Annotated in this window: 20 protein-coding genes; 8 read left to right on the top strand and 12 right to left on the bottom strand. The window is 63.7% G+C overall.

Annotation, left to right across the window (positions count from 1 at the left end; translation table 11 throughout):
* Nucleotides 1–86: 86 nt before the first annotated feature.
* The 4 genes from IAE60_RS13175 to IAE60_RS13160 all read right to left on the bottom strand — a co-directional run bounded on the left by IAE60_RS13175 (nucleotide 87) and on the right by IAE60_RS13160 (nucleotide 4,822).
* On the bottom strand, nucleotides 87–1,403 hold the full coding sequence (locus IAE60_RS13175; RefSeq protein WP_187572612.1) for a CitMHS family transporter: 1,317 nt from the start codon (nucleotides 1,401–1,403) through the stop codon (nucleotides 87–89).
* 284 nt (nucleotides 1,404–1,687) lie between these two features.
* On the bottom strand, nucleotides 1,688–2,749 hold the full coding sequence (locus tag IAE60_RS13170; protein WP_187572611.1) for an ABC transporter substrate-binding protein: 1,062 nt from the start codon (nucleotides 2,747–2,749) through the stop codon (nucleotides 1,688–1,690).
* A complete protein-coding gene (locus tag IAE60_RS13165; protein WP_187572610.1) occupies nucleotides 2,746–4,158 on the bottom strand; it encodes a sensor histidine kinase in 1,413 nt (470 codons plus the stop codon). Before IAE60_RS13165 ends, IAE60_RS13170 begins: the two co-directional genes overlap by 4 nt.
* Complete coding sequence (locus IAE60_RS13160) at nucleotides 4,145–4,822, bottom strand: response regulator transcription factor (protein WP_187572609.1); 678 nt, start codon at nucleotides 4,820–4,822, stop codon at nucleotides 4,145–4,147. Before IAE60_RS13160 ends, IAE60_RS13165 begins: the two co-directional genes overlap by 14 nt.
* Nucleotides 4,823–5,061: 239 nt before the next feature.
* Here IAE60_RS13160 and IAE60_RS13155 point away from each other — a divergent pair, with 239 nt between their 5' ends.
* From IAE60_RS13155 to IAE60_RS13145, 3 genes are all read left to right on the top strand, one after another.
* Nucleotides 5,062–6,393, top strand: coding sequence for a putative porin (locus tag IAE60_RS13155; RefSeq protein WP_187572608.1), 1,332 nt, complete (start codon nucleotides 5,062–5,064; stop codon nucleotides 6,391–6,393).
* 52 nt (nucleotides 6,394–6,445) lie between these two features.
* On the top strand, nucleotides 6,446–7,450 hold the full coding sequence (locus IAE60_RS13150; RefSeq protein WP_187572607.1) for an AbrB family transcriptional regulator: 1,005 nt from the start codon (nucleotides 6,446–6,448) through the stop codon (nucleotides 7,448–7,450).
* A 110-nt stretch (nucleotides 7,451–7,560) separates the two neighbouring features.
* On the top strand, nucleotides 7,561–7,932 hold the full coding sequence (locus IAE60_RS13145) for a diacylglycerol kinase (protein WP_187572606.1): 372 nt from the start codon (nucleotides 7,561–7,563) through the stop codon (nucleotides 7,930–7,932).
* Nucleotides 7,933–7,938: 6 nt separating this feature from the next.
* Here IAE60_RS13145 and IAE60_RS13140 read toward each other — a convergent pair whose 3' ends face one another.
* From IAE60_RS13140 to IAE60_RS13115, 6 genes are all read right to left on the bottom strand, one after another.
* On the bottom strand, nucleotides 7,939–8,412 hold the full coding sequence (locus IAE60_RS13140; protein WP_187572605.1) for a hypothetical protein: 474 nt from the start codon (nucleotides 8,410–8,412) through the stop codon (nucleotides 7,939–7,941).
* A 499-nt stretch (nucleotides 8,413–8,911) separates the two neighbouring features.
* Nucleotides 8,912–10,159: a hypothetical protein gene (locus IAE60_RS13135; RefSeq protein ID WP_187572604.1), complete on the bottom strand. Its 1,248-nt coding sequence runs from the start codon at nucleotides 10,157–10,159 to the stop codon at nucleotides 8,912–8,914.
* 23 nt (nucleotides 10,160–10,182) lie between these two features.
* On the bottom strand, nucleotides 10,183–10,443 hold the full coding sequence (locus tag IAE60_RS13130) for a hypothetical protein (RefSeq protein WP_187572603.1): 261 nt from the start codon (nucleotides 10,441–10,443) through the stop codon (nucleotides 10,183–10,185).
* Between the two features lie 20 nt (nucleotides 10,444–10,463).
* On the bottom strand, nucleotides 10,464–11,753 hold the full coding sequence (locus IAE60_RS13125; protein WP_187572602.1) for a ComEC/Rec2 family competence protein: 1,290 nt from the start codon (nucleotides 11,751–11,753) through the stop codon (nucleotides 10,464–10,466).
* Nucleotides 11,754–12,001: 248 nt separating this feature from the next.
* On the bottom strand, nucleotides 12,002–15,076 hold the full coding sequence (locus tag IAE60_RS13120) for an efflux RND transporter permease subunit (RefSeq protein WP_187572601.1): 3,075 nt from the start codon (nucleotides 15,074–15,076) through the stop codon (nucleotides 12,002–12,004).
* Complete coding sequence (locus IAE60_RS13115; RefSeq protein WP_187572600.1) at nucleotides 15,073–16,218, bottom strand: efflux RND transporter periplasmic adaptor subunit; 1,146 nt, start codon at nucleotides 16,216–16,218, stop codon at nucleotides 15,073–15,075. The genes IAE60_RS13120 and IAE60_RS13115 overlap by 4 nt, the downstream gene beginning before the upstream one ends.
* 242 nt (nucleotides 16,219–16,460) lie before the next feature.
* On the opposite strand from IAE60_RS13115, the gene IAE60_RS13110 reads away from it, so the two are divergent.
* The 3 genes from IAE60_RS13110 to IAE60_RS13100 are packed head-to-tail and all read left to right on the top strand — an operon-like array spanning nucleotide 16,461 to nucleotide 18,793.
* Nucleotides 16,461–16,760 (top strand): PepSY domain-containing protein, encoded by a 300-nt coding sequence (locus tag IAE60_RS13110; RefSeq protein WP_187572599.1) that lies wholly within the window; start codon nucleotides 16,461–16,463, stop codon nucleotides 16,758–16,760.
* Nucleotides 16,761–17,438 (top strand): response regulator transcription factor, encoded by a 678-nt coding sequence (locus IAE60_RS13105; protein ID WP_187572598.1) that lies wholly within the window; start codon nucleotides 16,761–16,763, stop codon nucleotides 17,436–17,438.
* Nucleotides 17,435–18,793, top strand: a complete 1,359-nt coding sequence (locus IAE60_RS13100) for a sensor histidine kinase (RefSeq protein ID WP_187572597.1) — start codon at nucleotides 17,435–17,437, stop codon at nucleotides 18,791–18,793. Before IAE60_RS13105 ends, IAE60_RS13100 begins: the two co-directional genes overlap by 4 nt.
* Here IAE60_RS13100 and IAE60_RS13095 read toward each other — a convergent pair.
* The gene (locus tag IAE60_RS13095) at nucleotides 18,790–20,082 is read right to left on the bottom strand and encodes a sensor histidine kinase (RefSeq protein ID WP_187572596.1); all 1,293 of its coding nucleotides are present in this window, start codon (nucleotides 20,080–20,082) and stop codon (nucleotides 18,790–18,792) included. The genes IAE60_RS13100 and IAE60_RS13095 overlap by 4 nt on opposite strands.
* A complete protein-coding gene (locus IAE60_RS13090) occupies nucleotides 20,079–20,756 on the bottom strand; it encodes a response regulator transcription factor (protein WP_187574753.1) in 678 nt (225 codons plus the stop codon). Before IAE60_RS13090 ends, IAE60_RS13095 begins: the two co-directional genes overlap by 4 nt.
* Before the next feature lie 195 nt (nucleotides 20,757–20,951).
* On the opposite strand from IAE60_RS13090, the gene IAE60_RS13085 reads away from it, so the two are divergent.
* Nucleotides 20,952–23,060, top strand: coding sequence for a TonB-dependent receptor (locus tag IAE60_RS13085; RefSeq protein ID WP_244966574.1), 2,109 nt, complete (start codon nucleotides 20,952–20,954; stop codon nucleotides 23,058–23,060).
* Between the two features lie 77 nt (nucleotides 23,061–23,137).
* Nucleotides 23,138–23,611: a transcriptional repressor gene (locus IAE60_RS13080; RefSeq protein WP_187572594.1), complete on the top strand. Its 474-nt coding sequence runs from the start codon at nucleotides 23,138–23,140 to the stop codon at nucleotides 23,609–23,611.
* Nucleotides 23,612–23,618: the final 7 nt, after the last annotated feature.

Raw genomic sequence — 23,618 nt, 5'->3', positions numbered from 1 at the left:
ATCTCCCCTCCCAAGGCGACCAAACACACATGGATTGTTGAGTTACGGAACTACCACAGATCAATTGCAACGTTGGCGCCGGATCCTCAGCGCACTACGAACGGGAACACCGCACAGGCCATGGCGGTGAACATCATCAGCAGGCAGATCAGCACCGCCCACTTCAAGGTGAACTTCTGGTGATCGCCAAACTCCACACCGGCCAGGCCCACCAGCAAGTAGGTCGAGGGCACCAGCGGGCTGAGCAGATGCACCGGCTGGCCGATCAGTGAGGCGCGGGCCATCTCCACCGGTGTGATCCCGTAGGTCTGCGCGGCCTGCGAGACGATCGGCAGCACGCCGTAGTAGAAGGCGTCGTTGGAGATGAAGAAGGTGAACGGCATGCTGGCCAGGGCCGTGATCGTGGCCAAGTACGGGCCCCACGCATCGGGGATGATGGCCAGGAAGCTGCCGGACATGGCCTCGACCATGCCGGTACCGGACAGGATGCCGGTGAACACGCCGGCGGCGAAGATCACCGCCACCACCGGCAGCGCGTTCTTGGCATGCTCGGAAATGCGCTCACGCTGCAGCTTCACGCACGGGTAGTTGACCACCACCGCGATCGAGAAGCCGACCATGAACAGCACCGACAGCGGCAGTACGCCCAGCACCAGGCACACCATCAGGGCAACCGTCAGGGTTGCGTTGAACCACAGCAGGCGCGGCCGCTTGAGCTGCAGGGCACCCTCCTCGGCCGGCAGCAGCGCGCTGTCCAGGATCTCCGGCGAACCATGCAGATCGATCGTGCCCAGGCGCTGGCGCTCGCGCTTGCCCAGCACATAGGCCAGGCCGAACACCCCGACGATGCCCACGATCATCGAAGGGATCATCGGCACGAACACGTTCGAAGGGTCCACGTGCAGCGCACTGGCCGCGCGAGCCAGCGGCCCGCCCCACGGCGTCAGGTTCATGACCCCGCCGGCCAGGATCGTCACGCAGGTCAGGCTCAATGCATCCATGCCCAGGCGACGGTACAGCGGCAGCATCGCGGCCACGGTGATCATGTAGGTGGTTGAACCATCGCCGTCGAGCGAGACGAAGGCGGCCAGTAGCGCGGTGCCTACAACAACTTTCAGCGGATCGCCGCCCACGGCCTTGAGGATGCGGCGGATGACCGGGTCAAACATGCCCGCATCGATCATCACGCCGAAGTAGAGGATGGCGAACATCAGCATCACGCCGGTCGGCGCCAGCGTCTTGATGCCTTCGAGCATCATCTTGCCCAACTCCGGTCCGCCGAAGCCGCCGATCAGGGCGAACAGGATCGGAATCGTAATCAGCGCCACCAGCGGCGAGAGCCGCTTGGTCATGATCAGCGCCATGAACGCGATCACCATTCCAAATCCCAGCAAGGTCAGCACTGCCTGCTCCTTATCCCCTTCCCCAGGGACCGTCGGGTCACGACAGGCGTCTGCCTTGCCGTCCACCCGGCGCCAGATTCAAGGCGGCGCTGAGCGTGGAGGGATACTAAGCAGACCTTACTGTCGAACACCTGACATTGCAGCGCAGCATTTTCAAGGGCGATTCCGTGCAAGGAACATGCAGGAAAGGCCTAGAAAATAGGGATATTTCGCACTAAAGCCGACGCGTGATAGGTCGGACTTTTGTCAGGGTTTGCTGGCGCCGTGACGCCGTCTTCCCGTATTCAGCGCGGCGGCTTGGCAAGAATGGCGCGCCAGGCCTCGAGCATCTGACGGCGCTTTTGTTGATCCAGATAAACCAGCAATCCGGGCCCGAGTGCGATGGGACGCAGCACACCAATCTGCGACTCGTTCACGCCAAGACGCTCGTAGATGCCGTCGAGCTCCTTGCGGATCGGTGGCAGTCCGCACTCGGCCGCCATGACACGTTGGCCGCGCACCGAAAGCAGGTAATCCAGGAAGCGATGGGCGAGCCCGGGATTGGGCGCGTTCTTGGAAATGACCACTGTTCTGGCCAGTACCAAGGTGTGGTCGCGGGGGTACACCAACAGGAAATTGCGCTCACTTCCCTTTCGGGCGCGCGCATAGGATCCCAACAAGTTGTAGCCAGCCACCAGCTCGCCGCTTTCAATACGTTCGAGCAAGGTGGCCGTGTGCTCTTCCACCTGCAGATCCACATCGCCGAAGGCCTCGACCAGGGCACCAAACTCATTGCTGTGGCGCACATCTTGCGAGGCCAACAGATAGCCCACGCTGCTCTTGGAAATATCGTAGGTGCCGATGCGTCCGCGCCAGAAACCGGGGTCCTTGCGGATCTGATCGATGAGTTCGGCGCGTGACTGAGGGATCGGGCGCCCCTGCATGGCCTGGCGGTTGAACACCATGACCGCCGGCTCGAACGTGAACCCGAACGCCTCGTCGCGCCAACGCGCCCAGTTGGGTAGCGCGCCGGCGCTCAAGGACAGGTGGCGGGCCGCGTAGCCATCGTTGACCAACTTGACCTGCAGGTCCATGGACGTGCTGATCAACAGGTCCGCCCGATGGGTGCCAGCTTTCTCTTCGCGTACGAACCGTTCGTATTGCGGGGTGGCATCCAGATTCTCGTAGCGCACGCCGATGCCCGGATGCAGGCGTTGGAAGTCCACCAGCAGGGGCTCAAAGACAGCCGTATCCAGGGTGCTGTACAGCGTCAGCGTGCCCTCCGGCGTGCCTTTCGCCGGGTACTCCTTGCCCCAGGCCGATCCCATCATCAGGCACAGCAGCACTGTCCATGCGCAGCGCGTCATGGGGTCCCCTTCAGGCACAGGCGAACGATGAGTCCCCCGCCCTCGCGATCGATGAGCTCGATCGTGCCGCCGTGACTGCTGACCACGCGTGAGACGATTGCCATGCCCAGGCCCGCACCAGAGGACTGGGTATCACCGCGCTCGAACCGTTCAAAGATGCGTTCCCGGTTCACTATGTCGATGCCAGGCCCCCTGTCGGCCACGGTGAGCGCGTAGAGATCGTTGTGCTCATGCAGTGCCACTTCCACTTCCGCGTCCGGTCCCAACGCCTCCGGCGTGCCGTGGCGAATGGCGTTATCGATGAGGTTCTTGATTGCCTCGCCCAGTAGGACCGCATCCCCACGCATAGGGGCGCGGGCCATGCTGCTGATGAAGCCCACCTGCACATCGCCGGACATGGGCACGGCATCGCGCATCGCGCGCTTGATCACATCCACCAGATCAAACTCCTCAAAGCGTCGGACATCGGCGCGATGCATCACCATCGCATCGCTGAGCAACTGGTTGACCAGACGGGTCAGGCGCGATGCATTGCGCTCCACCTTGAGCAAACCGCGCCGCATCTCGCGGGGATCATCTTCGTCCAGGGCCAACTGGGCCTGGGCGCGCAATGCCGCCAAGGGCGTGCGGATCTGGTGGGCCGCATCGCCGATGAAGGCGCGCAGGCCGGCCACGTTGCCTTCCAGACGACGCATGAAGCCATTCAAGGCAGTGACCAGGGGCTGGACCTCCGCCGGCACCGGGGCCTTCAACGCGCGTAGATCGGAAGGTTCGCGTCCGGCCAAGTCCTGGCTGAGCGATTCCAGGGGCCGCAGCGCCCGGCCCACGCCGAACCAGGCCAAGGTCAGTGCCAGCAACGTCAGGGCGGCGATAGGCACCAGCGCGCCCAACACCAGCTCGCCTGCCAGTTCCTCGCGCGCTTGTCGCGTCTGTCCAACTTGCACCCAGACCCAGCCGCGCAACTCGGGCTGGGCAATCTGCCGCCCCAAGACGACAAAGCGCACCACATCACCTCGATAGGTCGCATCGAAAAAGCGTGGCGCCGGCACTTCAGAGGGTCCTTCTCCGCGCGAACGCGCCAGCGGAATCGTGGGTAGGTCCTCATAGCCGGTCACGGTCTGCGCACTGGGGCCATACACCCGATAGAAGACCTTGTCCTCCGGCGCTGCCGACAGCATGTCCAGCGCCGCATACGGAATATCCACCCGCACCTGGCCCCCGTCCACGGACAACGTCTCGGCAATGGACAGCGCCGAGCCCGCCAGCAGGCGATCGTAGGAAAGATCAGCTGCGCGCAAGCCGTACGCGCGCGCAGCCAAGTACATCACCACCGTCCCGGCCAGGAACAGCAGCGCCATCGTGGTGACCAGTCGCGCCTTGAGTGAGCGCACGCGCTCAGGCATCAGCATCTACCCGAGGCTCAGCCACGTAGCCCAGCCCACGCATCGTGCGGATGTTCAAGTGATCGCCCAACTTCCGGCGCAGACGCCCGACGTAGACCTCGATGGCATTGGCACCGGCCTCATCATCGAAGTCGAACAACTGCGAGGAGATGTCCTCCTTGCTGAGCACACGCCCCAGGTTGCCAATCAGGATCTCCAGTAGCCGGTACTCCCGGCGCGGCAGATCGATCAGGGTGTTGCCGATCATCACCGTCTTGGAAGTGCGATCAAACACCAACTCGCCGATGCTCGTGCTGCCTGAAGCGATGCCTTGTGCGCGTCGCAGCAACGCCCGGCAGCGCGCATCGAACTCGCGAAAATCAAATGGCTTGGACAAATAGTCATCCGCGCCGACATCCAGCGCGCCTACCCGGTCTTCGACTTCCGAACGCGCCGTCAACATCAGCACCGGGGTGCGTTCGCCACGCGCGCGCATGCCCCGCAGGATCGAAAAACCATCCCGTCGCGGCAGCCCAATATCGAGGATGACCAGTTCATAGCTTTGATAGCGCAGAACTTCGTCCGCCGACTGGCCATCGCGTTGCCAGTCCGCGGCATAGCCTTCTCGTTTTAGCCGGCGCTGGACCGCATCGCCCAGATCCGCATCATCTTCAACCACCAAAATTCGCATGCTGGGACCCCTCCCCGCAGTGCCACGACTGACACAACCCATAGCTAACTTGTCAGCTTCACGACAGCTTCCGCATTTAGCTTTCCTGCATCGTACACGCAGGTGCAATGACGTGTGCAAGGGCTAAGGAATTCGCAGAGCGAAGCGTAAAAATCCTTGGTTTTCGCTGCTGCGATGCAGCACGTGATTTCCGTTCGCGCCGATGCGGCGCCCGTATACGCAAGAGGAGTTCGTTGAAGATGATCCGTTCTCACACCCTCGTCGCCAGGCCAGGACGGCTGCATAAGTTGGGCTTGAGCGTGGCCATCGCCATGAGCCTGAGCACAGGTTCGGCATTGGCGCAGAGCGCGAACGATAGCGAGGCTATTCGTCAGGAACTGCAGGCGTTGCGCCAGCAGCAAACGCAGATTTCCCAGTTGCAGCAACAGAATGAAGCGGCCATCGCCGCGCTGGAAGCGCGGATGGGGATTGAGACCCCAGCGGTCGCTGCTGCGCCGTCAGCACCGGCACCGCCCAGTACGCCGGCCGTGCCTGCGGCGCCCACACCGACCGATCGACTCAAAGTCAGCGGCGATTTTCGCCTGCGTAGCCAGTACGACCGCTCTGACGACGACGCGCGCGATCGCACCAGTGGCCAGGTGCGCGCGCGGTTAGGCGCGACCTATGCTGTCAACGAGCGGGTAAGCGTGGGCGCGCGCCTGGTCACCGGTGATTCGGATGACCCGAACAGCACCGATGTGCAGTTGTCCAACTGGAAGGACGATCTCACCATCAGCCTGGACTTGGCTTACGCGCAACTCAACTTCGGCGATCTCAAGCTCTATGGCGGCAAGTTCCCGCAGCCGTTCGCTCGCACGGACCTAGTGTGGGACGGCGATGTGAATCCACAAGGTCTGGGCGCGACCTACAAGCATGCGCTGGGCAACGGTGGCGCGCTGCGCACCAACGGTGTGTTCTTCGTGGTCGACGAGCAGGCCGGCGGCGTGGACAGCACCATGGGCGGCGTGCAGGTGGGCTACGACTCCCCTGATCTGAGTGGATTCAAGTACGACCTCTCCGGCGCCTACTACCGCTACAGCTTGGGCAGCCTGGCTGGGGCCGATGCCGGCGACTGGCGCACCAACCGCCTCAATCCCGATGGCACCTTCCTGTCCGACTTCGAACTGGCGAACCTGCTGGTCGGGGCGACATGGCAGGGTTCCAACGAGAAATGGCCGCTGCGCGTGGTGGGTGACTACGTCAAGAATCTGGGCGCGGTGGATGATCAGGATACAGGTTACGGCATCGACGTGAGCCTAGGCCGGGCCAGCAAGCCGGGCGACTGGCGCTTCACCTACGGCTACTCGCAGACCGACGTAGACGCGGTGCTCTCGGCCTTCTCGCACGACAATATCGGCATCGCGACCAACTACAAGTTGCATGCATTGACGGTGGATTACACGCCCATGCCCAAGACGCTGATCAGCGCCATCTGGTACCACTACAAACCCAACGATCCGGCTTACGCGGGCAGCAATGCGCCCAATGACTGGCTTGACCGCGTCCGGCTGTTCTTCCTGGTGAACTTCTGATGCGTTGGCCCGGGCGCGTATGAGATCCAAGTGGCGATGGCTGCTCGCGGTAGTGGCCAGTATTGCCGCCGGGGCGTGCCTGCATCTTGTGGGCGCGCCTTTGCCGTGGATGATCGGGCCGCTACTGGCCTTTGCGGCGAGCAACATCATGCACGCCAACGTGCAGGTGCCGCGCCAGGTGCGCTTTGCAGGGCAGTGGATCGTCGGCGCGGCGCTGGGCCTGTATTTCAGCGCGCCGGTGGTGGAGCGGCTGATCGACCTGTCCGGCTGGATCGTGCTGGCTACCGTGCTTTCCCTGGGCGCGGGCTTGGTGGCCTCCCAATTGTTGATCCGTATCGGTGGTGTGGATCCGGTCACGGCCTTCTTCGCCGGTACCGTGGGCGGGGCGGCGGAGATGGCCAATCAAGCCGAACGCTACGACGCGCGAGTCGATCAGGTCGCCGCCTCGCAAGTCACGCGCGTGCTGCTGGTCGTGCTCCTACTCCCACTGGGCTTCAAGCTCAGCGGACTACATGGCGATGATCTCTACCATGCCGTATCCGTACCCCTTCACCCGCAGGGGCTGCTCGGCCTTCTGGGCGCCGGTCTGGCCATGGGCGCGCTGGCGGCGCGAGTGGGTATTCCCAATGGCTGGCTGTTCGGGCCCTTGGTGCTCAGTGCCGCCCTTACTGCCAGTGGTTATGCGCCCTCCTCCGTGCCGGGCTGGTTGGTCAATCTCGGGCAGTGGTTGATCGGCTGTTCGCTGGGGGCACGCTTCACGCCTGCGTTCTTCCGCGGCTCGCCCCGCTTTTTGCTCGGCGTGCTGGTCAGTGGCGGCGCGTTGATCGCGCTTTGCATGGCCACCGGCGTATTGATTGCGCTGCTATCGGGCATCCCCTGGACGACCATGGTGCTGGCTACCGCGCCGGGCGGCATCGCCGAGATGGGCCTGACGGCCAAGCTGCTGCAATTGGGGGTGCCGGTGGTGACCGCCTTCCACATCATTCGCCTGGCCGTGGTGGTCAGTACCGTGGGCCCAGGCTTTCGCTTGCTGCGTCACCTGCAGCGCCGGCGCTGACTGGTGCATGAAGCGCCCCGTTGGCTTTACGGGTTCCCTACAAAGCTCGCACGGCACTCCGACATTGCGCTACCTACCCTGCGCGCACCTCCCCCCGCGCTCATTTCCCTATGGCAGGACACTATGGCCACATGCCCCGCGGCATGCTGGGCACCTTCAAAGCCTTGCGTTGGTCGCTACAAGGCCTGCGGGCGGCGTGGCTACATGAGGCCTCATTCCGGCTGGAGGTCGTGCTGGCGGTCGCCTTGGTTCCGCTTGCAGCCCTGTTGGGCGACACGGGCGTGGAGAAAGCCCTGCTGATCGGCGCGGTGATGGCCGTGCTGGCATTGGAACTGCTGAACTCCGCCATCGAGGCGGTCATCGAGCGTTACGGCGATGAGCACCATGAACTGGCCGGCCGCGCCAAGGACATGGGCTCGGCCGCTGTCTTTATCGGCATCGCGTCGGCCTTGGCCACCTGGGCTCTGGTGCTGTTGAGCTGAGGTGATCTAGGTCGGTGCCCGCTCTACAAACTGCGCCACGATGAAGGCGCCCACCGAGAACACCGCGAGCAGGAGGTAGAAGCTGAGAATATGCCAGCGCTTGCGATTACCCAGGATCGCAAACACGTGCCGTGCGGAGGGATACTGCAGCTTGCGTCCGAAGCTATGGGCGTAACCTTGCATGACAGCCGCGCTGTTCGCCCCACCAAGGTGCAGATCTATCCGTTGCGAGATGTCTGTGGTGTGCTCGATCGCGCTGTCCTGGAAAGACTTGTAGATCAGCTCCAGATAGATGAAGGCCACCAGCAAGGCCAGATTGGCCAGCGCGATGGGGTCAAAGTCTTGAGAGATGGAGAAGGCAATGACCGCCGAGGTCGTCAGTAGCGCCCAGTTCCTGACCTTGAAGATGTGGTCATCGCACTTGTCGATGAACCCAAGTGTCTGAGCGAAGTCGGTCTGCAATGTATCGATGGGCTGCATCGGGCCACCTCTCAGTTCTGCGCTACTGAATCACGTCCATAGCTCTCCCGTGTCATGTTCCCCTCCATCTCACCGCTAGCAACTCCTCGGCATGACCGACCATAGCGTAGATGCGCTCGGCAATCCTTCGTCCGGACGTGTTGCGCATGCGATCGAGCGTATGCTCCAGCGCGTGCTTCTGGATATCGCCTGAACTCGAGCGTTGCGGACCCCGTGCGGTCAAGGCGTTGAGAATGGATCGCCATTCCGCGCGCAGTGGGGCCGGTACTTCATCCTCACGCAGTCTGCGCAGCTGTGTGTAGGCATGGCGTAGGCGGGCGCGCACGTCGCCCTCGCCCACGGCTAGGTAATACAGGGCGGCATTGAACTTTTCCCGGTGACGAAGGCTAGCCATCCCTGCTCTTACCCCATAGGCGGTGAGTCGACTTGCCCCCCGCCGCGCTTCGACGACGGGCCAGACGTGATGGTCCTGATCCGCACCAGCGCCAGTAAGCCATCATCAGAAGGTAAAGCCTAGCCCGAGCAGGAGGCTATCGATCTCATCCAGCGTTTGTATCTTGTAGCCTTTGCGGAAGATGGCGGTGAGGGCCACATTGGAGGCAATGTCATAGGTGTAGGAGAGCTCGCCGTAGGATCTGGACTGCCCGGTATCGATATCGCGGACATGGGCCAAGTCCAGGCCGAAGGCGGCCCGACGATCCCAGCCATAGAGCCTCAGGCCCAAGGTGGGAACCACCCGCACATAGCTGCCTGCCAAGCGCTGTTTGTCCAATGTCGTGTTGCCGCTGGCATCACGCACGTCGCCGGCTTGTACGGACACCGAGGGCAGCCAGACCAGCTCCCAGCTGTTGGGGCCGCACACCTCGGACGACAAGCAGTGGTAGTAGCCCGGCCCTCCGAAGCGCGGCGTCGACACGGCATAGGTAGCGGTGGCCAACACGACATCGCGACCAAAATCGCCATCGGTCAGGTAGGACGGCGTCAACGAGAATCGGTGTATGGCATCGTTGTGCGCATCCCGGGTCTTGATCCACTCGATATTGAAGCCCAACGAAACATCGCTGTTGTTCTTGCCCTTGCTGGAGGTGAAGGAGTCCACATCCAGCCCGAGAACAGGGCCACACTGGACGATGGTGTCGCCCGGCATGGGTTGAGCCGCCGGAGGGCACAGCGAGGATCCCACGATGGTTCCCATTAACTGCACGCCTTTCTCGCCTTTGACATCATCTTCCCGGTAGCTGACCACGAAGGGCCGCGGCTTCAGGTCGCTTCCACCGCGGGGATCCAAGGGGTCGGTGGCTTTCCTGTTAACCTTGACTGGCAGTGACAGTTTGGCCTGCGGCCGCCAGTCGACGTTCCTTTCCTGGGCATGTTCCAGGAACGCGCTCGTTAGCCACTGGTTGGCGCAGGCAAGTCCTGAGTTCGGCTCGCAAGGGCCGTTACCAATTCCCTTGAGGGTTTGGTCAAGCAAACCGCGGTCTAAACGCTCCCTCAAACTGGCATCAGATTGCATGCCGGCCGCGCTGATGGCTGACTCGATCACGGCCACGGATTGGCTGTGGTCGAAATCACCTTCAGTTACATATGCACGGATCTCGGTCTCTTCCATGACGCCATTGCCATCGGCATCGGCCGCCAGAACACGTGCCTGCGTACAGGTGGGCCCAAAGTTCTTCTCGTCCTTGCATTGCTGCAGGGCATCGACCTGCGCCAGCGCGATGCTTGGAAAGCACAGGACGATCAGCATGAGAGTGCGGTTCATAGCCACGCTCAGAAGCACTTGGCGGAAAGCAGGTAAACGTCCCTGACGAGGGACGTAAGTGAAATAGCCTTCCACTCTTGGACTGTAAGGCCGCGCTTGAATCCCACTAAGCTGCTCAGCGCGTGGTTCACGTCCGGTAGCAACGTCACGACCGGACCTGGCGCGTAGCGCCCCACCTTGGATACGAAAGTCGCCTTGGTGTACGGCTTGTTCCACCAGTGCGCAACGGCGCCGCGGACGGCAGCCACATGAGCTTGCGGGGTTGCCATGGATGTTCTCCTTCAGTTACCTACCTGCATGTGATCGCGTGACCATCCAGTCCGCTGTGCTGCGTACTGACTCGGTAACCGCCATCCTTGAACCCGTAGACGACGTAGTGGCCATCCCAGCCTGTCCCGAACAAGGCTCGATTGGTGGTCATGGCTTCGTATTCGGCATCGCCGGCGTTGGCAGCCGGGATGCTGATGCGCGGGCGCCGCCCGCTGACACCAAGCTGATCGGAGGTCAGTAGCTTCAGCGTGTCCATCCGGGGGTGGCCATGATCGTGGGCCGTCCCCACCCCCTTATCGTTCGGATCCCCCACGCCCATCATCGCGATGCAAGGTCTGATGGCCTCCAGCCATGTTTGCTCGGTGCCGTTGGTGGCGCCGTGATGGGCGACCTTCAGGACATCCACATCAAAGGCCGTGAGGTCTCGCTCGTAGTCTTCAAGCAAATAATCCACGCCCCCGCGCTTGTTCTTGGTTTCGCCTACCTGCAGATCGCCAGTGAACAGGAATGAGGCTTGGCCAAAATCGATGCGCACCACGACAGAGTGATGATTTGGGTTGGGGTCGGCATCGCCCTGCTCATCCCAGCCGCCCCACAGCACCCGGATCAGCGGGTCGGTGGCTTCCTGCGGGCAAGCGCCGATGGGATCGATCACGGGCGAGGTTCCGCCCTCGTACCACTTGATCTGCTCGACCCGAATCGGGTGATAGCCCTGGGTAGCGGCCTCGCGGAGCAACACCTGCTTGTCGGCGCCGCCGGTGACGTCGTAGGCGTTATCCACGACGTTCTCCACGGTCAGGGCCACCTCGGCAGGGGCTTTTCCCAGTACGAACGGAAAGCCCAAGGCATGATCGTTGTGGCTGTGCGAGGACACGACCAGGTTGAGCGTGTTATCCAGATCCGGTCGGCGCTCCTGGAAGAACCACGTCAGGTAGTCGATCAGCGATTGCTTGTACACGATGCGGTTCTGATAACCGGCATCGATGAGCGCCACACCGCAGGCAAACTCCACCAGAAAGGCATCGCCTTGACCGACGTTGATCGCATGTACGGCCATCGACCCGCGCGGTAGCGCATCGGGTCGAAAGGCATCATCCCCCGCCAGCGCACGGGTCAAGGCGAAGCGACGGAGGTCTTCGCCTCCGCGCTGCTTCAGCGTTGGATGCGGCGTGGCCGGCTGCAGCACGGGCTCGGCGCTGACGGCGGCCAGGGTGTCGGCCGCCAGGGTGACCGCAGCAGCCGGTGCCGGGGGAAGTGCGTCGGCCGCCGGCGGTGGAGCGCTCGTGGTGGGGGCGTGCGCCTTGCGCACGGGGCCACTGGCGCAGGCACTCAACCAGCATGCGGCCAGCAGCAATACCGTCCTTGCCCGTCGTCCTCGGCACATAGCGCCTTCCCCGTGGGACTTTTCCCTTCATACGCGGGACTCTTCAGCGGGCGGCCACTGGTAAATACGATTACTTGCGACAGGTGCACATCCCGGCATCGCCCGCGCATCGCGGCGAGCTCTGATCGAGCACGGTCACTGCAAAAGCCACTGAACCTGTCGTATCAGGGCGCTCAGGCGCCGAGCGCGGGCGAGGTATGCTCCAGGCTAGGGCGTGCGCGCTTCGCATAGCCGGTCAGTCGCTCAAACGTCAGGAACAACACCGGTGTGATCAGCAGCGTGATCACCTGTGATACCAGCAATCCACCGACCACGGCCACGCCCATGGGCTGACGCAGCTCGGCGCCTGCGCCGAGCCCCAAGGCCAACGGCAGCGCGCCGACCAAGGCACAGATGGTGGTCATCATGATCGGGCGGAAGCGTTGCCGGCAGGCTTCGGTGATCGCCTGCTCGGCCGACCAGCCCCGGGTACGCTGCGCCTCGAGGGCGAAGTCGATCATCATGATCGCGTTCTTCTTGACGATGCCGATCAGCAGCAAGATGCCGATCATGGCCACGAAGGTCAGTTCCAAGCCGGTCAGGCGCAGCGCCAGGAGCGCGCCAACGGCCGCGGAGGGAATACCCAACAGGATCGTGACCGGGTGGATCCAGCTTTCATACAGCACGCCCAGGATCAGGTAGATAACCGCCACGGCGGCGACCAACAACAAGATCTGCGTGGTCTGGGATTTTTCGTACAGCGCGGCCTGACCATCGAAACTGCCGAAGATCGTATCGGGCATGCCGATTGCGGTCGTGGCCTCGGCAATGGCTTGCTGCGCATCGGAGAGCGATTTGCCCGGCGCCAACTCGAATGACAGCGTGTAAGAAGGCAACTGCGCCTTGTGCGCCACCATAGTCTTGCCGGTAGCACGGGAGACGGTGGCGATGGCGCCCAGTGGCACCATGGCACCATCGGTCGCGCGGACGTACACCCGGTTCAGCGCTTGCTCGTCCTGCCGCTGTATGTCGGCCAGCTCCATGATGACCTTGTAGCTGGCCTCCGGCGCGTAGATGGTGGAGACCTCGCGCGCACCAAAGGCGGCATACAGCGTGCTGCGAAAGGTGGCCATGTCCACACCGAGCATGGCCAGCTTGTTGCGATCCACCTGGACGGAGGCTTCCAACCCCAGATCCTCAGCGTCGGACTCGAGGTCGGCGAACACCTCGGTGCGCTTGAGCTGCGCCAACAGACGATTGGCCCACACGTCCAACTCGTTTGAGCCGATCGATTGCAGGGTGTACTGGTAGGCGCTGGCACTGGTGCTGGCGCCCACCTTGAGGTTCTGGACCGGACTGAAAGAGACCGAGATGCCCGGCAGGATGTTGGTGTCCTTGCGCATCTTGGCCAGTACCTGCTCCATCGATGCGCGCTCGGCGGGGGGCTTGAGGTCGATGTCGAACTTGGTGCTGTCGTGATCGACCTTCGAGGCCATCGTGGCCACGGCCGGATCGGCCAGCAGGATCTGCTGAACCTGGCGCAGCGCCTTGAGCCGGGCCGTGTAGGACATGTCCGGCGGGGTCTTGAGCTTGACCGATAGCTGGCCGGTGTCTTCCTGTGGAAAGAAGCCCTTGGGCGAGAGTTGGTAGAGCGCACCCGTCAGCACCAAGGTGGCCACACCGATGCCCAGTACCGTGCGCCGGTGGTCCAGCGCCCACTGCAAGGCGCGCGCATAGAGGGCCGCGCTCCAGCCCGGCGGTGCATCCTCGTGGGCGGGTGCGTGGGCACGGCTGGCGCCCAGGATGGTCGGGGCGATGGCCGGGATCAGCGTCAGGGACACCAGGGCCGAGACCAGGATCGCGGTGGAAACCACGATGGCGAACTCATGGAACAGCAGGCCCATCGTGCCGGGCATGAAGAAAATCGGGATGAACACGGCCACCAGCGAGATGGAGATGGACACCACGGTAAAGGCGACCTCACGACTGCCCTGCTCCACCGCCTGCCGGATCGGCATGCCCTGCTCGCGATGACGCATGATGTTTTCCAGCACCACTATGGCATCGTCAACGACCAGGCCAACGGCAATGGTCAGGCCCATCAGCGAGATGTTATTCAAGCTCAGGCCCAGCACCCACATCAGGGCAAACGTGCCCAACAAGGAGACCGGCACGGTGATGGCCGGAATTACCGTGGCCGAGAACCGGCGCAGGAACAGGAAGATCACCAGCACCACCAGCGCCACGGTCAGGCCCAAGGTTAGATTGACGTCATGGATGGCATGGCGGATGGACAGCGAGCGATCGCCCAACACACGCACCTGGATCGAAGCCGGCATCTGGCTCTGCAGCCGCTCGAGCGTGGACTTGATGCCATCGATGGCGGCGACCGTGTTTGCGCCGGGCTGACGGCGCACATCCAGCACGATGGCATATCGGCCATTGACCTCGCTGGTGTTCTGCGCATCTTCCACGCTGTCGATGACCTGGGCCACGTCTCGCAACTGGATCGTGCGCCCGTTCCGCGTGGCCACAATGACGCTGGAAAAGTCGGCCGCCCGCAGCAAGCCGGTGTCCATCTGCACCATCAACATCTGCCGATCGCCGTCCAACTGGCCCAGCGGTGTGTTGACGTTGGCGGTCTTGAGCGCGGTACCCACTTCCAGCAAAGTCAGGTCGAGTGCGGCCAGCTTCTGAGGATCCACGTGCACGCGCACCGCGTAACGCTTGCGGCCCTTGACGGTGATCTGTGCCACGCCCGGCACGGTGGACAACGCCGGCACCACCACTTCATCGATGTAGGTGTTCAGGCGAGCCATGGGCATGGTCGGTGAATCCAGCGCCACCGAGATGATCGGCGCATCGCCGGGGTTGATCTTCTTGTAGCTGGGCGGCGCCGGCAGTTCGGAGGGCAACGAGCGGCTGATGCGGAACAAAGCGGCCTGCACATCGGCCGCGGCGGCATCGATGTTGCGCGAGGCGTCGAACTCCAACTGGATCTTGGTCTCGCCCTGGATGCTGGAGGAGGTGGTGCCGACCAGCCCCGGCAAGGCGGAGAACTCCTTCTCCAGGGGCGTGGCGATGGAGGTGGCCATGTTCTCCGGGCTGGCCCCGGGCAACTTCGCTTCCACCTCGATGGTAGGCGTCTCATAGCGCGGCAAGGCCGCGATGGGCAGTTGCAACCAGCACACGATGCCCACGATGACCACCGCCAGCCACAGCATCAGTGTGGCCACCGGCCGCTGCAGACACAGCGAGGACAGGCTCATGGCTGACGTGCCGCGGTCAGTGGGGCGCGTGTACGTACGCGCGCGCCCGGGCTCAGGGTCTGATTACCCTCGGCCACCACCGACTGACCCGCAGGCAACCCGGTGACCACCGCTTGGCCATCCTGCAGGCCAGCAAAGGTAACCGGATGCATGCTGACCGCACCGTCGGCATCGACCTGGTAGACGAAATGCCCTTCCGGGCCTTCGAGCACGGCTTGCGGTGGCAGCACCACGGCGTTGTGCTTGATCCCAGCCTGTACGCGCAAGCTGACGAAGGCACCGGGCCACAGGCGCTCATCGGCATTGTCGAACTCGGCCTTCAAACGGATGGTACCGGTGGCCGGGTCGATCGCGTTGTCGGTAAAGATGATTCTGCCCGCCACCTGCCCTTGCTCGGTCTGCGCCTGCACCTGAGCCTGACCTTGTCGGAGCGCCTGGGTTAGTCCGGCCAGTTCGCGTTCGGGAAGGCTGAACTCCACCGCGATCGGGTTGATCTGCACGATGCGAACCAGACTGGTGGCATCGGAGGGGCCCACCAGCGCACCCCGTCGCACGGCGATGGCGCCGGCGCGCCCGGAGATCGGCGCGGTGATGCGGGCATACCCGGCCATGACTTGGCTACTTTCGATCTCGGCGCGCGCGGCCTGTTGTTGGGCCTGCAGCATGTCGACCTTGCTGGCGGCCGCATCCAGGCTGCTGGAAGAGATGTACTTGGAGGCCACCAGTTCCTGCGAGCGGGTGTAGTTGCGCCGGGCATCGGTCAACTCAGCCGTGATCTGGGCGTACTTGGCCTTGGCCTGTCGCACCAGCGCGCCGGTCTGACCAGGATCCAGCACGAACAGCAGTTGTCCGGCCGTCACGTCCTGGCCCTCTTCCAGGTGCAAGGAGGCCACAGCACCGTCCATTTGCGCGCGGACCTCGACCTCGTTGAGCGGGACCACATGGCCCTGGGCTTCGACGATGTGCGGCAGGTCCACGACCTTGCTGTTGACCAGTTCCACCAGCGGGGCGGCCTTGGCAGTGGGCGCCTTGGCGTTGGCGCCCTTTCCCAGTACGAGGTAACCGGCGGTCGCAGCACCGCCAAGCAACAGCAAGGCGGCAATCAACCAGCGAGGGCGAACAGCGGCAACAGCAACGGGCATCTTCAGGACCTGACAGTGAGGTCCGGGACGACGCATGGGGATGGTGTGCGAGACATGACGAGAACCCGCACGTGAGGGGGCGCTCCCATCCCCATGGCCGCCCCGGTGGGAGGCGATGGGGACGTTGTACCTGCTGGCAGCTGACATCGACCCGCATGGGCACGTCAGTTTCGTGTCAGCTAGAGGGTGGAATCCTAGCCGGCATGCATTCTCGTCTGCCTTTCCTGTTCCTGGCCTGCTGCGTGGCACTGGCCAGCGTGTGCGTGCCCGCCTTGGGCAAAGACAAGGACCGCAAGGCCGAAGAGCGCGCGGCCAAACAACAAGCCCAGCAGGCCGCCTTGGCCGCCTTGCAGCGCGGCGAGATCCTGCCCCTGGCGCGTATCATGCAGATTGCCACTACCCGGGTGCCGGGCGACATCATCGAGATCGAGTACAAGGCCGGCCCCAAGTACGAGGTCAAGATCCTCACGCCCGATGGACGCATCAGGGAAGTTAATCTGGATGCCAAGACCGGCGAGATCATCAAGATCGAGGACAAATGAGTGCGCGCCCTGCTGGTGGAAGATGATCCGGATGTGCGCGCGGACGTGGCCTCGGCGCTGAGCGCTAACGGCTTCGTGGTCGAGTGCGCCGAGGACGGCAAGCAGGCCTGGTTTCTGGGCGATACCGAGGACTACGATGTCTGCATCCTGGATCTGGGCCTGCCCAGCATGGATGGCCTGTCGGTGCTGAGACGCTGGCGCTCGGCCGAACGCCGCTTCCCTATTCTCATCCTGTCGGCGCGCGGGGACTGGACCGAGAAGGTCGAGGGCATCGAAGCCGGCGCGGATGACTACCTGTCCAAACCTTTCAAGATCGGTGAGCTGGTCACCCGTGCCCGTGCGTTGGTGCGGCGCGCCGCCGGACACACCAGCGCGCAGCTGGAGTGTGGGCGCCTGATCCTGGACACCCGGCGCATGAGTGCCACGCTGGATGATAAGCCCATCCAACTGTCGGCCCTGGAGTACCGCTTCTTCGACTACCTGGCCCATCAGGCCGATCGCGCGGTCTCGGCCGGCGAGTTGGCCGAGCACCTGTACGGGGCCAGCGAGTCGGGCGATACCAACGCCATCGAGGCACTGGTGCTGCGCCTGCGCCGCAAGCACGGCAGCGGCATCATCGTGACCCGACGCGGATTCGGGTACCAGATCGGGCGCGGTCCAGGCGCTGCGGATCCATGAGTTCTGGCTCGCTGCGATGGCGCTTGATGCTCGGCGCGGCGATCACGATGCTGGCCACGCTCACGCTGGCACTGTTTGCCATGAGCTTGCTGTTCTCCCGCCACATCGAGCGTCGTGTGGCCGAAGACCTGGAACGTGAAGCCCTGCGCCTGGTCGCCGAGATCAGCGTCGATGCCGCCGGTAAGCCGCAGTTGGCCGCGCCACCGGCAGACCCGCGCTACGACAGTCCGGTGGGGGGGCGCTACTGGCAGCTCACCACCGCAGGCGGAACCGCACGCTCGCTGTCGCTGTGGGATGAAGACCTGCCCTCCCCCAGCACGCCGCCCACGGATCAGTGGCGCGTGGGCGAAGCCACCGGTCCGTTCAACCAACGGGTGATGGTGCTGGAACGTGCGGTCAGCGTGCAGGGCGCGCGCGGTCCGGTCACCGTGCAGCTGGCGCAGAACATTGCCGACCTGAGGGTGGCGCGTAACCAGTTCCGACGCGAGTTGGGGCTGTTCCTGACCGGGCTGTGGCTGATGTTGATGGTGGCGGCCTGGCTGCAGATCTACCTGGGACTGCGCCCGTTGGGGCGCCTGCGCAAGGAGCTTGAGCGTCTGCAACGCAGCCCCAGCGAACGCCTGGATAGCCGCTATCCCAGCGAGGTCACACCGCTAACGATGGCCATCAACCGTCTGGCCGAAGCACGCGAGCGCGATGTAGTCCGCGCCCGCCGTCGCGCAGCGGATCTGGCCCACTCGCTGAAGACGCCGCTGGCGGCGATGGCGGCGCTAAGCCGGCGCGTGCGGGCTAAGGAGCAATCGGATCTGGCCGACGACCTGGATCGCGTGATCGCCACAGCCGGCGCGGCGTTGGAGGCCGAGCTTGCGCGTTCGCGCGCAGCGGCCATCCGCGATGGCATCACCACCGCCCACGCCCACCCCAACGAGGTGGCAGATCGCATCGTCGATGTGCTCCAGCGAACTGAGCGCGGCAGTGCGCTGGTTTACGACATCGACCTGGCCGCGGACCTGCAGGTGCCGATCGCAGCGGACGACCTGATGGAAGTGCTCGGCGCCCTGATGGAGAACGCCACCCGGTTTGCCCGACGGCAGGTGCGCGTGGCCGGGCACGCCGACGGCCAGGTCCTGGAACTGTCGGTGGAAGATGACGGGCCGGGCTTGAACATCAGCACCGAGGAAGCGCTCTCTCGCGGGGGCCGTTTGGATGAAACCGGCAGCGGCAACCACGGACTTGGGCTATCCATTGCCCGCGACATCATCGAAGCCACCCAAGGCCAACTCACGCTGGGTACTTCTACTCTGGGTGGCCTGCAGGTGACATTGCGCTGGTCGATGCTGGCACCGACCACCTAGTGGCCGAGAGGGCGATCCTGCGCGATCGGGGCAAAGGTGACGCTGGCCACTGTGCCGCCCTGTACCTGCGAATCCAGCTGCAGCTTCCAACCAAAGTGCTGGCAGATGCGCGCGATCAATCCCAGTCCGATCCCACCCGAGCGCACAATGCCGCCTCGGGTCAGGCGGGTGTACAGCGCGCTCATTTCTTCCCCGGACATGCCATGCCCGGGATCCTGGATCGAAAGTGTAGCCAGTCCGCTGGCCTGGATCAGGATCCTGCCGCGATCGCTGTTCTCGATGGCATTGCGTAGCAGGTTGCTAATCACCGCACGCACCACCTGTGGGGGCGCATCGACGCGGAACGGCGCCTGCAACTGCGACTCGATGGACAACTCCTTGTTGTCGGCCACCAGGGTGTGGTCTTCGATGATGCTGGGCAGTTCTTCGGCCAGGTCGACTTCACGCGCTTCTTTTTGAATTCGCGTCGGGTCGCGCGCCAGGGCCAACAGCATGTTGGACAGCTCGTTCATCTCCACCGAGGTGCGATGGGCGCGCTCCAGGTAGGGCCGCACCGTATCGGCGGTGTCCTCACGATCCAGCGCCACCTGCATGGCATTGGTGATCACGGCAATGGGCGTGCGCAGCTCATGGCTGGCCAGGTTGATGAACTCCTTCTCGCGCTCGATGTGATCGCGGATCCGCAGGCCGTAGCCATTGAGTGCGTCGGTCATCAGCGCGATCTCGCTCGGCGCCGAAGGTGCCACTTCCAGCGCGGGACCGCGCCCATCGGGCTTGAGCGTGGGAATGGTCTTGACCAGCTGCGTCAACGGCTTGATCAGCCTGTCCACGCCAAAGTAGATCAACGCCGACAACAGCAGCGCCACCAACAGCACCGAGGCGCCTAGCCGGGTGGCCAGCACCACTTCGTCCTGTTCCTGATCGGTGATGTCCAGCGCCAGCACCCGTTTGCCCGGCTGGCCCGGGACCTGTTCCACCAGCACTACATACTGGCGATGGCCGATGGCCAGTTCATCGTGGACGCCCGGGGCAAGTCGTTCGAAGGCTGCGGGCGCGGGTGTATTGCCATCAAAGAACTGCAGCAAATCGGTATTGGGGGCGAAGTGATCCGGATCCTGCGCGCGGCGTGTGGTGAAGAACTCCATCTCGCTACGCAGCAGCGACTCCCACACCGCCTGCTCGGTCCGTTCGTTCACCCAATAGCCGTGGGTGACAAACACCGCCGAAAGGATGGCGAGGTAAGCCATCAAACCCACGATCAGGCGACGACGAAGGCTCGGCCGGCTCATGGGGTGTCATCCGCGCTGTAAAGGCGATAGCCGACCCGACTGATCGTGTGCAACAACGGGGGCTCGCCCGGCAAGTCCAAACGACGCCTGAGTTCGTACACGTGGGTGCGCAACATGTCGCTGTCGGGTCGCTCCTCGCCCCAGATCGCCGCTTCCAGCCGCGCCTTGGGTACGACATTGGGGCTTTCGCGCATAAGGATTTCCAGAATCGCGCGACTGCCACTGTAGAGCTGCAGCGTGCGGTCGCCGCGGCTGATCTCGTGGGTGGACAGGTTGTAGGTCAGATCGGCCACTCTGAGCACGCGCTGGCGGCCTGAGCGACGCGCCGACAGGGCCTGCAAACGTGCCTGCAGTTCGGTGATGTCGAAGGGTTTGGCCAGGTAGTCGTCGGCGCCCGATTCGAAGCCGGCCAGCTTGCTCTCGATCTGATCGCGCGCGGTCAGCATCAACACCGGCACATCCGAGCCTGCGCTGCGCAGACGGCGCAGGACTTCGATGCCATCCATGCGCGGCAGCATCCAATCCAGCACGACCACGTCGTACTGCCCCTCCAAGGCCAACTGCAATCCCGAGGGCCCATCAGGGGCGGCATCGAGCACGAATCCGCGCTTTTCCAGGAAGTCGAACACGTTGGCCAGCAGGCCCTGGTTGTCCTCCACGAACAGCACCCGGATGGATGGCCCGCTCTGGCGCTGGGCGGCCGCGGCCCGCCGGGCCGCCACAGTCTGACAAGGATCTGACATATCTAAATCTGCCCTAATGCGAATCGTTCGCGTTTCTGTTTGCAACAACCCTTTCCCACTTGGAGTCCCTCCCCGATGTCCGGTCCTCGAACCACCCGAAAGACCCCCGTCAATCCGTTGTCCCAGTTGATCAGTCGCGCTCTGTACGGTGCGCCGCTGGCGCTGGTGCTCAGCACCAACGCGCTGGCCCAGCAGGCCACGGCGCAGGACGCCACTACTTTAGACGGCATTGAAGTTGTCGGTGACAAGGATGCGTATCAGGTCCTTCGCATCAGTTCAGCGACCAAGACCGATACCCCGCTGCGCGATGTGCCGCAGTCGGTGACGGTGATCTCGCAAGGCCTGATCCGCGATCAGGCCATGCAGAACATGGGCGATGTGGTGCGCTATGTGCCTGGCGTGCAGATGGCTCAGGGCGAAGGCCACCGCGATGCGCCGATCCTGCGCGGCAATACCTCCACGGCCGACTTCTTCATCGATGGCCTGCGCGATGACGTGCAGTACTACCGTGACCTGTACAACGTCGAGCGCGTGGAAGTGCTCAAGGGCCCGGGCGGCATGATCTTCGGCCGCGATGCTTCCGGCGGCCTGATCAATCGCGTCACCAAGCAGGCCGACTGGTCCAATGCGCGCAACCTGGGTCTGACGGTGGGTAGCTGGGACAGCTATCGCGTGACCGGCGATGTGGATCAGGCGCTCAACGACAGTGTGGCCGTACGCGTGACGGGCTTCTACGAAGACTCGGATAGCTTCCGTGACGAGGTCACCCTGGAGCGGTGGGCGGTCAACCCGACCCTGACCTGGCGCCTCAGCGATGACACCCAACTGGAAGTGGGCTATGAGCATTTCGAGGACGACCGCGTGACCGACCGTGGCGTGCCCTCCTACTTGGGCCGTCCCCTACGCATCGACGAGGCGACCTTCTTTGGCAGCGCCGAGCTGAGCCCCACCTGGGCCGAGATCGATGCCCTGACGGCGCGCGTTCGCCACGAGTTCAGCCCGCAGGTCACATTGGTCAATCAGACGCGCGTGGCCAACTACGACAAGTTCTACCAGAACGTGTTCCCCGGCGCGTATACGGCGGCCACCAACCGCGTGGCGATCAGCGCCTATAACAATCTGACCGAGCGCAAGAACATCCTCAATCAGACCGATCTGACCGCGAAGTTTGCAACCGGCGCGGTGCAGCACACGCTGCTGGCCGGTCTGGAGCTGGGCCGCCAGGAGACCGATAACTTCCGTCAGACGGGTTACTTCCCAACTGCGCCACAGCCCGCGCCCGGCCAACTGGCCACCTCACACTGGGTGACCCTTCCCAACACCTACTACACCGATCCTGTGGTGTTCACGCAAAGTGGTTCCGATGCGAACAACAACAGTGTGGCCAAGACCGCCGCGGTCTACGTCCAGGACCAGATCGAGTTCTCCCCGCACTGGCAGGCCTTGCTGGGCGTGCGCTTTGACCGGTTCGAGGCGGATCTGTACAACCGTCGCAACAACGCCACGCTGTCCAGCAGCGATGACCTGGTCTCTCCGCGTGCGGGCCTGATCTACAAGCCCACCGAGGCGACCTCCATCTATGCCAGCTACGCGATTTCCTACGTGCCGCGTGCCGGCGAGCAGCTCGCCTCGCTGTCAATCAGCAACCGTGCCCTGGATCCGGAAAAGTTCACCAACAAGGAAGTGGGCTTCAAGTGGGATATCCACGATGCCCTGTCCTTCACCGCCGCGCTATATCAGCTCGATCGCACCAATGTCGCCATCACCGATCCCCTAGATGCCACGCGACTGGTACTGGTCGACGGACAGCGGGTAAAGGGCCTGGAATTGGGCCTGGCGGGCAACCTGACCGAGCAATGGCAGGTCATGGCCGGCTATGCCTATCAGGATAGCCAGGTACAGACCCCGGGGGCCCAGAATGGCAATCAGCTGGGTCAGGTGCCGGAGAACTCGTTCTCGCTGTGGAACCGCTACGACTTCACGCCGCGCTTCGGCGCCGGTCTGGGCGTGATCTACCGCGACGACGTCTTCGTCTCCTCGGACCAGGCGGTGGTGCTGCCCAGCTTCACCCGCGTGGATGCCGCGGTCTATTACGCCATCACCCCCTCGTTGCGTCTGCAGGCCAACATCGAGAACCTGCTGGATGAGGAGTACTACGCCTCGGCCCATAGCAACACCAACATCATGCCCGGCACGCCGCGTGCGCTGCGCGTGGGCATTGATTGGCGCTTCTGAGTGCGCAAGGTGCAGGCCAGCGGGTCAACCGCTGGCCGCACGCGCGTTACCTCCTGGACATGAGATCGTCGTTGCACGTGCCCCGTTCTGAACGCCCGCACCGCCGCCCTGCCGGCCTGCCAGCCCAAGAAGCAGCTCCCGACATCCGGGATCCGAGCGTCCTGGCGGACCTGCGTCGCGCGCGGTTGCCGGCCAACCCCACCCGCGTGCGCATCCTCATGCACATGCGAGCGCTCGATCGCCCGGTCACGCCCAATGCGCTCTATCAACAGTTGGATGGTCGCCTGAGCCGTGTCTCGGTGTACCGGGCTTTGGCCGAGTTTGCGCGCGCGGATCTGGTCAACAGCTTTCGCCTACCCGGTGGCAAGATCGTCTACAGCGCAGGGCAAGCACAGCCTGCCCTGCGTCTGGCCTGCCCCCAGTGTGGCCAATCGGCCACGGCACCGGAGGCAATGCTGGGTCCGGCCTTGATGCAGACCATGAGCAACCTGGGCTACAGCGACCAAGAAGTCTTGATCCTGGCGCTGTGTCATCGCTGCACGGACCTGTAGCGCCATG

It is taken from the genome of Pseudoxanthomonas mexicana (genome assembly GCF_014397415.1).
In the GTDB taxonomy this organism is placed as follows: domain Bacteria; phylum Pseudomonadota; class Gammaproteobacteria; order Xanthomonadales; family Xanthomonadaceae; genus Pseudoxanthomonas_A; species Pseudoxanthomonas_A mexicana.
Note: the sequence above shows the minus strand (reverse complement) of the source record. Positions and strands in the feature narration are given on the sequence as shown.